The organism is Terrabacter sp. AAH1 (assembly GCF_054456855.1).
The window spans coordinates 1-15491 of the sequence record NZ_JBTJJV010000007.1; the positions used below are offsets into that span (position 1 = coordinate 1).

At 72.4% G+C, this 15491-nt stretch carries 15 protein-coding genes and 1 riboswitch; of the genes, 7 read left to right on the forward strand and 8 right to left on the reverse strand.

What is annotated here, in order from left to right; all coding sequences use genetic code 11:
• Positions 1–210: 210 nt before the first annotated feature.
• From ACXR8F_RS12335 to ACXR8F_RS12360, 6 genes are all read left to right on the forward strand, one after another.
• Positions 211–1335: a sensor histidine kinase gene (locus tag ACXR8F_RS12335; protein ID WP_458800824.1), complete on the forward strand. Its 1125-nt coding sequence runs from the start codon at positions 211–213 to the stop codon at positions 1333–1335.
• A complete protein-coding gene (locus ACXR8F_RS12340) occupies positions 1332–2117 on the forward strand; it encodes a LytR/AlgR family response regulator transcription factor (protein ID WP_458800826.1) in 786 nt (261 codons plus the stop codon). The genes ACXR8F_RS12335 and ACXR8F_RS12340 overlap by 4 nt, the downstream gene beginning before the upstream one ends.
• The gene (locus ACXR8F_RS12345) at positions 2114–2569 is read left to right on the forward strand and encodes a hypothetical protein (RefSeq protein ID WP_458800827.1); all 456 of its coding nucleotides are present in this window, start codon (positions 2114–2116) and stop codon (positions 2567–2569) included. The genes ACXR8F_RS12340 and ACXR8F_RS12345 overlap by 4 nt, the downstream gene beginning before the upstream one ends.
• Before the next feature lie 34 nt (positions 2570–2603).
• Positions 2604–4304: a sodium/solute symporter gene (locus ACXR8F_RS12350; protein WP_458800829.1), complete on the forward strand. Its 1701-nt coding sequence runs from the start codon at positions 2604–2606 to the stop codon at positions 4302–4304.
• Between the two features lie 183 nt (positions 4305–4487).
• Entirely contained in the window at positions 4488–4775 is a 288-nt protein-coding gene (locus tag ACXR8F_RS12355; RefSeq protein ID WP_458801088.1) for a DUF485 domain-containing protein, read from the forward strand.
• Entirely contained in the window at positions 4772–6418 is a 1647-nt protein-coding gene (locus tag ACXR8F_RS12360) for a solute symporter family protein (protein WP_045190327.1), read from the forward strand. The genes ACXR8F_RS12355 and ACXR8F_RS12360 overlap by 4 nt, the downstream gene beginning before the upstream one ends.
• A gap of 87 nt (positions 6419–6505) precedes the next feature.
• On the opposite strand, the gene proB is transcribed toward ACXR8F_RS12360, so the two are convergent.
• The 8 genes from proB to thiE all read right to left on the reverse strand — a co-directional run bounded on the left by proB (position 6506) and on the right by thiE (position 13867).
• Positions 6506–7618 (reverse strand): glutamate 5-kinase, encoded by a 1113-nt coding sequence (proB, locus tag ACXR8F_RS12365; protein ID WP_458800831.1) that lies wholly within the window; start codon positions 7616–7618, stop codon positions 6506–6508.
• A gap of 60 nt (positions 7619–7678) precedes the next feature.
• A complete protein-coding gene (gene thiC, locus ACXR8F_RS12370; protein ID WP_458800833.1) occupies positions 7679–9427 on the reverse strand; it encodes a phosphomethylpyrimidine synthase ThiC in 1749 nt (582 codons plus the stop codon).
• Positions 9424–10248: a bifunctional hydroxymethylpyrimidine kinase/phosphomethylpyrimidine kinase gene (thiD, locus tag ACXR8F_RS12375; RefSeq protein ID WP_458800835.1), complete on the reverse strand. Its 825-nt coding sequence runs from the start codon at positions 10246–10248 to the stop codon at positions 9424–9426. Before thiD ends, thiC begins: the two co-directional genes overlap by 4 nt.
• A complete protein-coding gene (locus ACXR8F_RS12380) occupies positions 10245–10958 on the reverse strand; it encodes a thiamine phosphate synthase (RefSeq protein ID WP_458800837.1) in 714 nt (237 codons plus the stop codon). Before ACXR8F_RS12380 ends, thiD begins: the two co-directional genes overlap by 4 nt.
• Complete coding sequence (locus ACXR8F_RS12385) at positions 10955–11755, reverse strand: thiazole synthase (protein ID WP_458800839.1); 801 nt, start codon at positions 11753–11755, stop codon at positions 10955–10957. Before ACXR8F_RS12385 ends, ACXR8F_RS12380 begins: the two co-directional genes overlap by 4 nt.
• 2 nt (positions 11756–11757) lie before the next feature.
• Positions 11758–11958, reverse strand: a complete 201-nt coding sequence (gene thiS / locus ACXR8F_RS12390) for a sulfur carrier protein ThiS (RefSeq protein ID WP_045190085.1) — start codon at positions 11956–11958, stop codon at positions 11758–11760.
• Entirely contained in the window at positions 11955–13172 is a 1218-nt protein-coding gene (thiO, locus tag ACXR8F_RS12395) for a glycine oxidase ThiO (protein ID WP_458800841.1), read from the reverse strand. Before thiO ends, thiS begins: the two co-directional genes overlap by 4 nt.
• A complete protein-coding gene (gene thiE / locus ACXR8F_RS12400) occupies positions 13169–13867 on the reverse strand; it encodes a thiamine phosphate synthase (RefSeq protein ID WP_458800843.1) in 699 nt (232 codons plus the stop codon). Before thiE ends, thiO begins: the two co-directional genes overlap by 4 nt.
• Positions 13866–13977: riboswitch (TPP riboswitch) on the reverse strand. Its footprint overlaps the gene before it by 2 nt.
• Before the next feature lie 213 nt (positions 13978–14190).
• Between thiE and ACXR8F_RS12405 the strand changes: the two genes are divergently transcribed.
• Entirely contained in the window at positions 14191–15474 is a 1284-nt protein-coding gene (locus ACXR8F_RS12405; RefSeq protein ID WP_458800845.1) for a glutamate-5-semialdehyde dehydrogenase, read from the forward strand.
• The last annotated feature ends 17 nt before the right edge of the window (positions 15475–15491 follow it).

Consider the following 15491-nt stretch of genomic DNA (forward strand, 5'->3'; position numbering starts at 1 on the left):
GCCTCCGAGATGAACCGACGACCCCGCAAACGCCACCAGTGGGCCACCCCGGCCGAAGTCCTCGACCGGCTACTCTCCGAGCACGACATCAACGGTGTTGCACCCACCGCCTGAATCCGCCAGGTCGGAAAGTGAGCACTCGACGTGACGGGAGCGCGGCAAAGTGCCCACTCGACGGTGGGGGCGGCCGTCGCGCCTTAGGGTGTCGGCATGAGCTCGTGGGGCGCGCTGTGGCGTCGCGGTCACCTCGGCACCGAGGCCGACCGCGCCACCTACCGCACCCTGCACACCGCCCTGCTCGCGTCGCCGCCGCTGCGGATGGGCCTGACGCCCACGGCAGCCGAGCGCTCGCTCAAGCACCTGCGTTCGCTGCTCGGCGCGCCGGCCGTGGCGATGACCGACACGAACGGACTGCTCGCCTGGGACGGCGGCCGCTCGCACCACTCGCACCAGCCGGCCGTGATCTCCGCGGGCACGCTCGGTCACGGCCGCACGACGGTCGTCGACGGCGCCGACGTGGCCTGCGCCGAACCGTCGTGCGTGGTGCGCCAGGCGATCGTCGCGCCGCTGGACGTCGACGAGAAGGTCGTCGGGACCCTGCAGGTCTTCACGGGCAACGCCTCCGCCGGCCTCGTGCGCGCGACCACCGAGGTGGCGCGCTGGGTCTCGGGTCAGCTCGAGCTGGCCGAGCTCGACGCGTCGCGCACCCGTCTCATGGAGGCAGAGGTGCGGGCCCTGCGCGCGCAGATCAGCCCGCACTTCATCTACAACTCGCTCACCGCGATCGCCTCGTTCACCCGCACCGACCCCGAGCGCGCGCGTGAGCTGCTCGTGGACCTCGCCGAGTTCACCCGCTACTCGTTCCGTCGGCACGGCGAGTTCACGACGCTCGCCGAGGAGCTGCGCTCGATCGAGGCGTACCTCGTCATCGAGAAGGCCCGCTTCGGCGACCGGCTCACGGTGACGGTCCGCGTCGCGCCCGAGGTGCTGCCCGTCGTCGTGCCCTTCCTCTGCCTGCAGCCGCTCGTCGAGAACGCCGTCCAGCACGGCATCGAGGGCCGGGCCGGCGAGGGCCAGATCAGCATCCTCGCGCAGGACGTCGACCACGAGTGCGTCGTGACGATCGAGGACAACGGTGTCGGGGAGGACCCCGAACGCGTACGCCGGGTGCTCGCGGGCGACCCGGGCAGCGACTCCGTGGGGCTGGCGAACGTCGACGAGCGGCTGCGCACGGCCTTCGGCGACGACTACGGGCTCGTCGTCGAGACGGCGCCCGGCGCGGGCACGAAGGTCGTCGTGCGCCTGCCGAAGTTCCGACCGGGGGTGCACGTGTGAGCAGCACAGCCACCTCGTCCGCGCCGAACGGCAACCAGCTGCTGCGGGTGCTCGCCGTCGACGACGAGGCTCCCGCGCTCGACGAGCTCGTCTGGATGCTCGGCCGGCACGAGTGCGTGCGCCAGGTCGTGCCCGCCAGCTCGGGCGAGGCGGCCCTGCGGGTGCTGCACGAGGAGCAGGTCGACGCGATCTTCATGGACGTGCAGATGCCCGGGCTCAGCGGCCTCGACCTCGCTCGCGTGCTCTCACGCTTCACGACGCAGCCGCCTGTCGTCTTCGTCACCGCCCACGAGCAGCACGCGGTCGACGCGTTCGAGCTGAACGTCGTCGACTACGTGCTCAAGCCCGTGCGCGACGAGCGGCTCGACCAGGCGGTGCGGCGCGTCGTGCGCCAGGTGCACGGCCGTGGGACGACGGCCGAGCCCGACGACGACGAGCAGATCGTCGTCGAGCTGGGCGGGGTGAGCCGTCTCGTGCCGCGCTCGGAGGTGCTGTTCGTCGAGGCCCAGGGCGACTACGCGCGCCTGCACACGGCCGGTGAGAGCCACCTCGTGCGCGTGCCGCTGTCGACGCTCGCCGACCAGTGGCGCGAGGCGGGCTTCGTGCGCATCCACCGGTCCTCGCTCGTCGCCCTCGGGCACATCAGCGAGTGGCGCACCGAGGCGGGCCGCACCACCGTCGTCGTCGGTGGCCACGAGCTCGTCGTGAGCCGTCGCCACACGCGTGCCCTGCGCGACCTGCTCGTGCGTCGCGCGCAGCCGCTCGGGCGGGGCGGGTCGTGAGCGCAAGCGACGACACCACCCCCGGCCGTATGCCGCCGGGCGGGGGAGAGCGGCCGGCCGCCGACCCCGCCCCGGCCCCCGCCGGGGCAGCGCGTGCCAGGGTGCGGGTGACGAGCCCGCGCACGTCGGCCGCCCGCACGCGTACGGTCTCGATCGCCTCCGAGATCGACGAGCAGACGCGGCTCGGTGAGGTCTACATCACCTCGCTCATGCGCAGCCAGCTGCGCCTGGCCCTCGGCGTGCTGCTCGTCATCGCCTCGACGCTGGGGCTGCTCCCGCTCGCGTTCCACCTCTTCCCCGAGATCGGGCGGGTCGACGTGCTGGGGGTGCCCCTGCCGTGGCTGCTGCTCACCGTCGTGGCGTTCGCCGAGATCATCACGCTCGGATGGCTCTACGTGCGGCGGGCCGAGCGCAACGAGGCGACCTTCAGCGACCTGCTCGAGGGTCGGTGAGCGGCGTGGCCGCGCCGACACGGGGGAGCGGGCCGTGACCAACACGGCCAGCATCGTCGCCGTCATCCTCGTGTCGATCGCCTCGCTCGCCGTCGGGGCGTTCGGGCTGCGGTTGTCGCGCACCATGAGCGACTTCTACGTCGCCTCGCGTGGCGTCAGCCCGGTGCTCAACGCGTCGGCCATCAGCGGCGAGTACCTCTCCGCCGCATCGTTCCTCGGCGTCGCTGGCCTCATCCTGGCGCGTGGCGTCGACATGCTGTGGCTGCCGATCGGCTGGACCGCCGGCTACCTGCTGCTGCTCGTCTTCGTCGCGGCTCCACTGCGTCGCTCGGGTGCCTACACGCTGCCCGACTTCGCCCAGCTGCGGCTCGAGTCCGTCGTCGCGCGCCGCGTCTCGAGCCTGCTCGTCGTCGCCATCGGGCTGCTCTACCTCATCCCGCAGTTCCAGGGCGCCGGCCTGACCCTGCGCACCCTGACCGGGGCGCCGTCCTGGGCCGGCCAGCTCGTCGTCGCCCTCGTGGTCTGTCTCAACGTGCTGCCCGGTGGCATGCGCAGCGTCACGCTCGTGCAGGCGTTCCACTACTGGCTCAAGCTGTTCGCGCTGCTGACGCCGCTCTTCTTCTTCCTCGGGGCGGTCGGCTCGCGCACCGGCGGCCCCGACGTCGGCACGGTGTTCGTCGCCGACTGGGTCGAGCCCCTCGGGGGACAGAACGCCCTCTACCTCACCTACTCGCTCGTGCTCGCCACCTTCTTCGGCACGATGGGGCTGCCCCACGTCGTCGTGCGCTTCTACACCAACCCCGACGGCCGGGCGTCGCGCCGCACGACGCTCGCGGTGCTGGTGATCCTCTCGGGCTTCTACCTGCTGCCCGTCGCCTACGGCGCCCTCGGGCGCTGGTTCGCCTCCGACCTCGTGGCCGCCGGGCGTGCTGACTCCGTCGTGCTCGAGCTGCCGAGCCGCGTCTTCGACGGACCCCTCGCAGAGGGGCTCACCGCCCTGCTCGCAGCCGGTGCCTTCGCCGCCTTCCTGTCCACGTCGACCGGCCTCGTCGTCTCCGTCGCAGGCGTGCTGAGCCAGGACCTCGTGCGATGGGGAAGCGGGCACCGACAGGGAATTCGCGCGTTCCGCATCTCGACCGTGGTCGTCGTCGCCGTGTCGCTCGGGCTCACCTTCGTCGCGGCCGGGGTGCCCGTGGCCCGGGCCGTGGAGCTGACCTTCGCCGTGGCCGCGTCGACCTTCTGCCCGATGCTCCTGCTCGGCATCTGGTGGCGCGGCCTGACCGCGACCGGCGCGATCGCCGGCCTGCTCGTCGGCGGCGGGCTCTCCATGGGGGCGGTGCTGTCGACGACCTTCGGCCACGGCAGCGACGGGTGGTTCGGCGTCGTCATGACGCAGCCGGCGGCCGTCAGCGTGCCGCTGTCGTTCGCGACGATGGTCCTCGTCTCGCTCGCGACGCGGTCGCGCACCCCCGAGCACGTGTCGCAGACGATGGTCCGGCTCCACGCGCCCGAGCACATCGACCTCAACCGCGGCTCGTTCCACCCGGAACGCTGGAACCGCAGCAGCGCCCGCACCGGCACGACCTCCGCCGAGGTGTCCGGTCCGCACGGTCCGAGCGACGCGCGAGAGCCTGCCGACCCGGGAACTGCGGCGTCGTCCGGGGCGCCGCACACGGCATACGGGAGCGGGGAGCCGACCGCTCGTCGCCGGGGAACGACCGTTCGTCGCGGCTGAGCCCGCGCACGGCGAGTCGTCGCCGCCACTGGGCGATGCCGCCGGTGCTGCGGCTGCCGGTGGGCCTCCTGCGCTCCTACCTTGGGTGTCGCCGGCCGCGTGGCCGTCACGACAAACCGCCCCGGAGGTGGCCAAGTGAGCAAAGAAGCTCCAGAGCGCGTGGTGGACGACGCCAATGTCGCCATGCAGAACTCCGCCGAGTTCGCCCAGCTGCGGACCAAGTTCCGCAAGTTCGTCTTCCCGCTGACCGCGCTGTTCCTCGCGTGGTACTTCCTCTACGTCCTGCTGTCCGTGTTCGCCAGGGACTTCATGGGCACCCGCGTCGTCGGCAACGTCACGTGGGGCCTGATCCTCGGGCTCCTGCAGTTCGTGTCGACGTTCGTGATCACGATGGTCTACGCCCGCTGGGCCGACCGCGTCTTCGACCCCGAGGCCGAGGCCCTCGCCCGCAAGATGGGAGAGCACCAGTGAGCGCGCTCGTCACGTCCGTCCCCTCGATCGCGCCCGCGGCGACGACCGTGGGCAACCCCGCGATCAACATCGGCATCTTCGCGCTGTTCGTCGTCGTCACTCTGGCGATCGTCATCCGGGCGTCGCGCAACAACCGCAGCGCCGCCGAGTACTACGCCGGGGGCCGCGCCTTCACCGGACGGCAGAACGGCATCGCCATCGCAGGCGACTACCTCTCAGCCGCGTCGTTCCTCGGCATCGCGGGGGCCATCGCGCTCAACGGCTACGACGGCTTCCTCTACTCGATCGGCTTCCTCGTCGCCTGGCTCGTCGCGCTCCTGCTCGTCGCCGAGCTGCTGCGCAACGTCGGCAAGTACACGATGGCCGACGTGCTCAGCTTCCGGCTGCGCCAGCGGCCCGTCCGCATCGCCGCCGCCATCTCGACGCTCGTCGTCTCGTTCTTCTACCTGCTCGCCCAGATGGCCGGTGCCGGTGGTCTCGTGGCCCTGCTCCTCGGCATCGACGGTGCGGTCGGCCAGCGCCTCGTCATCGCCGTCGTCGGCGTCATCATGATCTTCTACGTCATCTACGGCGGCATGAAGGGCACGACCTGGGTGCAGATCATCAAGGCCGTGCTGCTCATCATCGGCGCCGGCGTCATGACCGTCTGGGTGCTCGGCAAGTTCGGGCTCAACCTCTCGAGCCTGCTCGGCGACGCGTCGACGGCGTCACAGTCGGCCGGTGGCAAGGACCTGCTCCAGCCCGGGCTGCAGTACAAGAACCCGATCGACTTCATCTCGCTGTCGATGGCGCTCGTCCTCGGCACCGCGGGCCTGCCCCACGTGCTGATGCGCTTCTACACCGTGCCGACCTCCCGCGAGGCGCGCCGCTCGGTGGTCTGGGCGATCTGGCTCATCGGCATCTTCTACCTCTTCACCCTCGTGCTCGGGTTCGGGGCCGCTGACCTCGTCGGTGCCGCCGAGATCAAGAACGCGCCCGGTGCCGTGAACTCCGCAGCCCCGCTGCTCGCCTTCAAGCTCGGTGGCGAGATCCTGCTCGGCATCATCTCCGCGGTGGCGTTCGCGACGATCCTCGCCGTGGTCGCCGGCCTCACCATCACGGCGAGTGCCTCCCTGTCGCACGACATCTACAACACGGTCGTCAAGCAGGGCCGGGCCACCCCGGAGGAGGAGGTCAAGGTCGCCCGCATCGCCGCCCTGGTGCTCGGCGCCATCGCGATCGTCGGCGGCATCTTCGCCCTCGGCCAGAACATCGCGTTCCTCGTCGCCCTCGCCTTCGCCATCGCGGCGAGCGCGAACCTCCCGACGATCCTCTACTCGCTGTTCTGGAAGCGGTTCAACACCCGGGGCGCGCTGTGGTCGATCTACGGCGGCCTGGTCAGCGCGATCACGCTGATCATCTTCAGCCCGGTCGTCTCCGGCAAGGCGATCGACCCGGTCACGAAGAAGAGCCCCTCGATGCTCCAGGGCGTCGACTTCCACTGGTTCCCGCTCGACAACCCGGGAATCATCTCGATCCCGCTCGGCTTCCTGCTCGGCTACATCGGCACCGTGACGAGCAAGGAGTACAACGCGGCGAAGTACGCCGAGATGGAGGTCCGCTCGCTCACCGGCCACGGCGCCGAGGCGGCGACCCACCACTGAGGTCGCGTCGACATTGAGCGACCCACCGTTCGAGTGGCCGTGCACCGTGAGGTGCACGGCCACTCGGCTTCTCGGCGGACAGGCGCGTCAGAGGATGACGAGGTCGTCGCGGTGGATGACCTCGCGCTCGTACTCCGGACCGAGATCCTTCGCAAGCTCGCGGGTGGAGCGGCCGAGCAGCGACGGCAGCTCGTTCGAGTCGTAGTTCACCAGGCCACGGGCGACGGGGGTGCCGTCGGGTGCGCAGACGTCGACGGGGTCACCGTCGTGGAAGCTGCCCTCGACAGCGGTGATGCCGGCGGGGAGCAGCGACTTCTTGCGGTGGACCAAGGCGGTGACGGCGCCGTCGTCGATGACGAGTCGACCGCGGGCCGTGGTGGCGTGCTCGAGCCACAGCCGGCGGGAGCGGCCGCGCACCCCGATGGGCAGGAAGACGGTGCCGACGTCCTCGCCGGCGAGCACCTCGGTGACCCGGTCGGCGGCGGTGACCGAGGTGATGACCCCGGCAGCGGTGGCGATGCGAGCGGCCTCGATCTTCGTCGTCATGCCGCCGGTGCCGACCTTCGAGCCGGTGCCGCCGATCTCGACGTCGACGAGGTCATGGGGGCCGCGGACGACCGGGATGCGCTGTGCCCCGGGCCGGCTCGGCGGTCCGTCGTAGAGCGCGTCGACGTCGGAGAGCAGCACGAGGGCGTCGGCGTCGATGAGGTGGGCGACGAGCGCGGCGAGCCGGTCGTTGTCGCCGAAGCGGATCTCGCTCGTGGCGACCGTGTCGTTCTCGTTGACGATCGGCAGGACGCCGAGGTCGAGGAGCCGCTCGAGGGTGCGGCGGGCGTTCGCGTAGTGGGTGCGCCGGGTGACGTCGTCTGCCGTGAGCAGCACCTGTCCGACCGTGATGTCGTGGCCGGCGAAGGCGAGCGTGTAGGCCGCGAGCAGCGCACCCTGCCCGACCGAGGCCGCCGCCTGCTGCGTCGCGAGGTCGCGCGGCCGGGTGGCGAGGCCGAGCGGGTGGATGCCCGCCGCGATGGCACCCGAGCTGACGAGCACGATCTGCGTGCCGTCGAGGTGCTTGCGGGCCAGGGCGTTGGCCAGGGCGACGAGCCGGGCGTGGTCGAGGCCACCGTCGACACCGGTCAGCGAGCTCGAGCCGACCTTGACGACGAGGCGGCGGGCGCTGCTGATGACCGACCGAGGAGACACGTGGTCAGCCTAGTGACGGCCGGGCGCCGTCAGCCGGGCTGACCACATGTCGTCGTCGGGTCAGGGGGCCACGTAGACGGTCGAGCCGAGCTCGACGAACTCCCGGCTCTTCTCCTCCATGCCGGCCCGTGAGGCCACGTCGTGCGTGAGACCCCGCTCGGCGGCATACCTCCTCACGTCCTGGCTGATCCGCATGGAGCAGAACTTCGGGCCGCACATCGAGCAGAAGTGCGCCGTCTTGGCCGGCTCGGCCGGCAGCGTCTCGTCGTGGAAGGCGCGCGCGGTGTCGGGGTCGAGCGAGAGGTTGAACTGGTCCTCCCAGCGGAACTCGAACCGGGCCCGCGACAGGGCGTCGTCCCAGTCACGCGCGTACGGGTGCCGCTTGGCGACGTCGGCGGCGTGGGCGGCGAGCTTGTAGGTGATGACGCCGGTCTTGACGTCGTCGCGGTTCGGGAGGCCGAGGTGCTCCTTCGGCGTGACGTAGCAGAGCATCGCGGTGCCGTGCCAGGCGATGTGGGTGGCGCCGATCGCCGAGGTGATGTGGTCGTAGCCGGGGGCGACGTCGGTGGCGAGCGGCCCGAGCGTGTAGAAGGGCGCTCCGTGGCACCACTCCTGCTGCAGTGCGACGTTCTCCTTGACGAGGTCGAGCGGCACGTGGCCGGGACCCTCGACCATGACCTGGACGTCGAACTCCCAGGCGCGAGAGGTGAGCTCGGCCAGCGTGCGGAGCTCGGACAGCTGGGCCTCGTCGTTCGCGTCGGCCGTGCAGCCCGGCCGCAGGCCGTCGCCGAGGCTGAACGCGACGTCGTAGCGGGCGAAGATCTCGCAGAGCTCGTCGAAGTGCGTGTAGAGGAAGTTCTCCTCATGGTGGGCGAGGCACCAGCCCGCCATGATCGAGCCTCCGCGGCTGACGATGCCGGTGATCCGCTGCGCGGTCAGCGGCACGTAGCGCAGCAGCACGCCGGCGTGGACGGTCATGTAGTCGACGCCCTGCTCGCACTGCTCGATGACGGTGTCGCGGAAGACCTCCCAGGAGAGGCGGCTCGCGTCGCCGTCGACCTTCTCGAGGGCCTGGTAGATCGGGACGGTGCCGATCGGGACGGGGGAGTTGCGCACGATCCACTCGCGGGTCGTGTGGATGTCGTCGCCGGTCGAGAGGTCCATGACGGTGTCGGCGCCCCAGCGCGTGGCCCAGGTCAGCTTCTCAACCTCCTCCGCGATCGAGCTCGTCACGGCGGAGTTGCCGATGTTGGCGTTGACCTTCACGAGGAAGGCGCGCCCGATGACCATGGGCTCGCTCTCCGGGTGGTTGACGTTGCTCGGGATGATGGCACGCCCGGCTGCGACCTCCGACCGCACGAGCTCGACGTCGCAGCGCTCCCGCGTCGCGACGAACTCCATCTCCTTCGTCACGATGCCTGCGCGGGCGTACGCCATCTGGGTGACGCGTCGGGACCCCTTGGCGCGCAGAGGCTCCCGGCGTTCGCCGCGCCACTCGCGTGACGCCTCACCGCGGCGCACGGCCGACCGTCCGTCGTCGGCGAGCGACCGCTCGCGGCCGGCGTACGCCTCGACGTCGGCCCGCTCGGACACCCAGTCCGCGCGCAGCGGCGGTAGCCCCACCTCCGGCTCGCTGCCGGGACCCGACGTGTCGTAGAGGTGGAAGGGTGCGTGGCCCCCCGAGAGGGTGACCTCGGTCGACGGCACGGGTATGCCGTGTGGCCGGCTCGGCGTGTGGACCTTGCGTCTGGCGGCGGGCCGGGTCTCGGGCTCGGTGTCGGGCTCGGTGTCGGGCTGCCTGTCGGTCATGCGGAGTCTCCTCTGGTGTCGGTGGTGGTCGGTGCGAGGTGGCTGACGGGTCCGCGGCCACGGCCCAGCTGCCAGCCGGCTGCTGCGCTGAGGCAGCTCCGGACGAACGCCCCGGCGTCGCCCACGGCCCTCTCGACAGGGCGTCCGTGTGCCAGTCCGGCGGCGACCGCGGCGGCGAAGGTGCAGCCGGTGCCGTGGTCGTTCGAGGTGACGAGGTCCGGGCCGGTCAGAACGTGGATGCCGGTTCGTGTCGCGAGCACGTCGTGCCGGGTTCCCTCGGTCAGGCCTCCCGTGATGACGGCGGCTGCGCACCCGAGTTCGAGCAGCCGCAGGGCCTGGTCGGTCTGGTCCTCGAGAGAGCCCGCCCGTGAGCAGCCGAGCAGGGCTGCCGCCTCGTCGGTGTTGGGCGTGACGACGTCTGCGTGCGGGATCAGGTCGTCGCACATCACGGCGAGGACGTCGTCCGTGGCGAGGGCGTGGCCGCTCGTCGAGACGAGAACGGGGTCGACGACCAGGCGGGGCAGGCGCCCGTCGGCGGCGAGGGCGGCAACGGCTCGGGCCGTCTCCGCGTCCCCGAACATCCCGCTCTTCGTCGCGTGGGGCGCCAGGTCGCGCAGGAGCACCCGGACCTGGTCGACGACGACGGCGGTCGGAACCCGGTGGACGGCATGGACGCCGGTCGTGTCCTGCACGGTGACGGCGGTGACCGCACTGGTGCCGTGGACGCGGAGGGAGGCGAACGTCGCCAGGTCGGCCTGGATGCCGGCGCCACCCCCGCAGTCGGAGCCGGCGATGGTGAGCACGACGGGGGGCGTGCTCATCTGCGGCGCCGTCCATCGACACCCGCGCCGAGGTGGGCGAGGGGGGCGGGTTCGGGACGGGTCCTGCGCCCGTGCAGCGCGGCCGAGACGGCGCGGACGACGGCCCTCGTCGTGCCGAGCGGGTCGTCGGAGCGCATGACTGAGCCCATGACCGCGACGCCGTCGGCTCCGGCGGTGACCCAGCGCCCGGCGTCGTGTGGGCCGATGCCGCCGAGTGCCAGCAGTCGCGGCAGCGACGTGCGGCTGCGGTGAGCGGCCGTGATGGAGGCCCTCAGTCCGGCGATCCCGAGCGCAGGGCCGTAGCCGGGCTTCGACGCCGTCGCCGACACCGGCGAGAGCGTCACGTAGTCGAGCCCGTCGTCTGCCGCCCGCAGCAGGTCGGCGGCGCCGTGGCACGAACGGCCGACGATCGGCGCCGGCGCCCGTCCCAGGTCGGTGCCGCGCTGGTGCAGCCCGACGGCTGAGGTGAGGCCCGGGGGCGCCGGTGCAGCGACGACGAGGAGCGCAGCGGCGTCCGCGCAGAGGGAAGCCACGTCGCGGACGAACTCCGCGCGTACGTCGTCGGCGAGATCTCGCTCGCGCACGAGCACGGTGTCCGCGCCGCCCTCGAGCGCTGCCTCGACGACGTCGAGCAGCCGACTGCCCGTGCGCACCTGGGCCCGATCCGTCAGCACGAGCACCCGCGGGGCACCGAGAGCCCGGCGCGTCATGGCTCGACCAGGCCTTCGCTGGGGGAGGAAGCGAGAGCGAGCCGGCGCATGGGCACCCGCCCGGCGAGGCGGGCGAGTCGACCGGCGACCACCGCGTGACGCATGGCGGCCGCCATCGCGGCCGGGTCCTCCGCGCGCGTTACCGCGGTGGCGAGGAGCACGGCGTCGCAGCCGAGCTCCATGGCCAGGGCGGCGTCGGAGGCCGTGCCGATGCCGGCGTCCAGCACGACCGGCACGTCCACCGCGTCGCGGACGAGCTCGATGGCGTGCGGGTTGCGGATGCCGAGCCCGCTACCGATCGGCGAACCGAGCGGCATGACCGCCGCGCACCCGGCGTCGACGAGCCGCCGGGCCACGACCGGGTCGTCCGTCGTGTAGGGAAGCACGACGAAGCCGTCGCGCACGAGCTGGTCGGCGGCGTCGACGAGCTCGACGACGTCCGGCAGCAGGGTGCGGTCGTCGGCGACGATCTCGAGCTTGACCCAGTCGGTGCCGAGCGCCTCGCGTGCCAGGCGGGCGGTGAGCAGCGCCTCGCGGGCTGTGCGGCAGCCTGCCGTGTTGGGCAGCAGCGAGACGTCGCAGCGCGCGAGCACGTCGAGCAGCCCGCCGGCGCCACCCCGGGGGACGCGACGCATCGCGACGGTGACGAGCTCGGTCCCGGAGGCGCGAACAGCGGCCTCGAGGGAGGTGTGGCTCGTCGCGCCACCGGTGCCGAGGATGAGCCGCGACCCGAACGAGCGGCCCGCCACCACAAGGGGATCCGGTGATACGGAGGACGCGGGACTCAGCTCCGCCATCGTCAGCCGCCCTGCATCGCGGTCACGACATCGACGCGCGCGCCGACGGTCACGACGGTCGCGGCCCAGGCCGAGCGGGGGACGATGACGTGGTCGAGCGCCACGGCGATGCCTCGCGGGGTGAGCCCCAGGTCGGCGAGAAGGTCGCTCACGGTCGTCCCGGGTCGCACGATGCGTTCGGCGCCGTTGAGGTGGATGGTCATGCATGCTCCTTGTGGCAGAGGCGTCGGGCGGCAAGGGGTTCCATGGCCCGGGGAGGCGGCCGTTCCTCGACGTGGGCGACGACGGCGTCGGCGGTGATGGGTGCGAGCAGCACGCCGTCACGCCCGTGGCCGCTCGCGAGGACGAGTCCTTCGACGCACGTGGGACCGACGAGCGGCAGGTTGTCGGCGGTCGCCGGCCGGAGCCGGGCGGTGGTTTCGAGAAGTCCAGCCTCCGCGAGCTCGGGCACGACCTCGATCGCGTCGTGCAGCAGGTCGTGGACGGCGCCGGCGGTCACGGTCGGGTCTTCGCCGACGTCCTCACTCGTCGCGCCGACGACGACCTCGCCGCCGGGCCTGGGCACGATGTAGACCTCCCGACCGCGAACGGTGGCGCGAACGGTGTGGGTGAGCGCACCGGGCGTGGCGCCGAGCCGCAGGACCTGTCCCTTCAGGGGACGGATCGGCACGGGGTGAGCGAGCGCTGAGGCCAACGGCCCTGACGCCCAGCCCGCGGCCACGACGACGACGTCCGCCTTGTAGGTGCGGCCCTCGTCGGCGAGCCCGGCTGCACCCGTGGGCTGCCCATCGCGTACGCCACCGGTCCCTCGAGCACGTACGCCGGTGGCCCGCCCCGCGCGTACGTCGGGTTCGACGTCGAGCGGGACGACGACGCCCCCACTCGCCACGACGGCATGTGCCAGTGCCCGTGCGACGACCCTCGGGTCGACGGCGGTCTCGTTGAGCCGCAGCGCAGCCCGGACCCTGGGCGACAGCGCCGCCTCCAGCCGCCGGGCCGAGCGGGCGGCGAGCCTCTCGACGGGGCAGTGCCGGCGCTCGACGTGTCGGGCGTGCCGCGCGAGGGCGGCCTCGTCGTCCGCGTCGAGGGCGACGAGCAGGGTCGCGTGGGGGCGCAGCTCGATGTCCTCACTCCCCACTCGCGTCAGGTCGGCAGCGAAGCCTGACCACTCGCGTGCACCAGCCAACCCCGCCGCGAGCAGGGCGTCCTGGCCGAAGACGGCTTCGCTCGCCGGAGCCAGCATCCCGGCAGCCGCGTGCGTCGCTCCGCCCGCGACATCCGGGTCGAAGACGGTGACCGCGTGCCCGCGCTCGGCAAGGCGCCAGGCACAGGCGAGCCCGATGATCCCGCCGCCGATGACGGCGACGCGCTGCCAGCCGGACGGTCGCGCCCCTCGAGGAGCGGTCGCCCGGCTCAACGGCGGATGGTGGTCGCCCCGGACTCGGACCGCGGCGCCGAGGGCGCCGCCGGTGGTGTCGGTGGGCTCCCGAGCGCAGCGGCCAGGGCGGCTGCCGCGACTGGCGGGTGGGCGGCCTCGCTCACGGCTGTGACGACCGCGACGCCGTACGCACCGGCCGCGCGTAGCGCCGGCACGTGGGCCACCCTCACACCACCGACGGCGATGACCGGCAGGTCCGTGGCCGCGGCGACGGCAGCGACTCCGTCGGGCCCGATCGGGTCGGGAAGCCCCGGCTTCGTCCTCGTCGCGTACGCCGGGCCGACGCCGAGATAGCTGGCGCCTGCGGCCTCGGCCGCTCGGGCCGCTGCGGCGTCCCGGGCGGTGGCGCCGATGACGAAGCCCGGCGGGGTGATGGCGCGCACGAGGTCGACCGGGAGGTCGGAGGCGCCGAGGTGCACGCCGTCGGCGTCCGCGGCGATCGCCACGTCGACCCGGTCGTCCACGAGGACGAGGCAGCCGGCCGGGCGGGCCACCGCGACGACGGCGGCGGTGAGGGCGAGGTGGTCGCGGTCGGAGAGGTCCTTGGCCCTGACCTGGATCGCGCACGGCCCGCTCGAGACGACGGCTCGTACGTCGGGCAGCGGATCCCGCCCGCCTCGGGTATCGGTGAGCACGTGCAGGACGGGGACGAGGCCCCCGGTGGTTCGTGGCATGGACGCGACTCCTTGGTCCCTGCGCCGGCATGATCCGGATCAGGTGTGGACGGTCGGGGCCGCGTCAGCCCCCTCTCAGCCCGGTGCGCCGGACTCCCGTGAAGGACGCCGCAACCATAACCACACCGCGATGCCCACCGCATCCGGGGACCACGGTCAGCCCGCTCGCCGGCCAGACCGTCACGAGCGGCACGAGCGTCACGAGCGTCACGAGCGGCACGAGCGCAGCGCCGCAAGCACGGGCGACGTTGTTGGTGGCGGTCCGTCGGTCCACGGCGCGGAAGCCCGGGCCAGTGCCTCGCAGCACGAATTACGCTGGTCGCATGTCCCAGACGATCGACCCCACCGTCGTCGAGCAGGTCAACGCCCTGGCCGACGGTGCGCGGGTGGCCTCGCGCCGCCTCGCCCTGATGTCCCGTGCCGAGAAGGACGCCACGCTGCTGCGCCTGGCCGACGCCGTCGAGGCCGCCACCCCGTCGATCGTCCAGGCCAACGCCGAGGACATCGAGCGCGGCCGTGCCGGCGGCATGAGCGAGAGCCTGCAGGACCGGCTCCGCCTCGACGAGGCCCGCGTCGCGGCGGTGGCCCAGGCCCTGCGCGACGTCGCGGCCCTGCCCGACCCCGTCGGTGAGATCGTCCGGGGCTCGACGCTCGCGAACGGCCTGCAGATCCGTCAGGTGCGCGTACCCATGGGTGTCATCGGGATGATCTACGAGGCCCGCCCGAACGTCACGGTCGACGCCGCCGGCCTCTGCCTGAAGTCGGGAAACGCGGTGCTGCTGCGCGGCGGTTCGGCCGCGGCGTGCAGCAACCACGCGCTCGTTCAGGCGATGCGCGACTCCCTTGCGGCACAAGGGCTTCCGGTCGAGGCCATCACTCTGCTCGAGGAGGGCGGGCGCGACGCCGCCCGTGCCCTGATGACCGCACGCGGCCACGTCGACCTCGTGATCCCGCGGGGGGGCGCCGACCTCATCCAGACCGTGGTGCGCGAGTCAACCGTGCCCGTGATCGAGACCGGCGTCGGCGTCTGCCACGTCTACGTCGACCGCGCCGCCGACCTCGACAAGGCGCAGGCGATCACCCTCAACGCCAAGACCCACCGGCCCAGCGTCTGCAACGCGGCCGAGTCGCTGCTCGTGCACCGCGACGTCGCTGCCGACTTCCTGCCCAAGGCCCTCACCGACCTCGCCGGGGCAGGCGTGCGACTGCACGTGGCGCCCGAGGTCACGCAGTACGCCGAGGCCGCCGGTGCGGCATACGACCTCGCGAGCGAGACCGACTTCGGCACCGAGTGGCACGGCCTCGAGATGAGCGTGGCCGTCGTCGACGACGTCGACGAGGCCATGGACCGCATCCGCCGCTACGGCACGGGGCACACCGAGGCGATCGTCACGGAGGACCGCGCCGCCGCCCGCCGCTTCACGGCCGAGGTCGACGCGGCGGCCGTCATGGTCAACGCAAGTACTCGCTTCACCGACGGCGGAGAGTTCGGTTTCGGCGCCGAGATCGGCATCTCGACGCAGAAGCTCCACGCCCGCGGACCGATGGCGCTGCCCGAGCTGACCACGACGAAATGGGTCGTGGAGGGCGACGGCCACACGCGCTGACGGGCGCCGGAACGCCC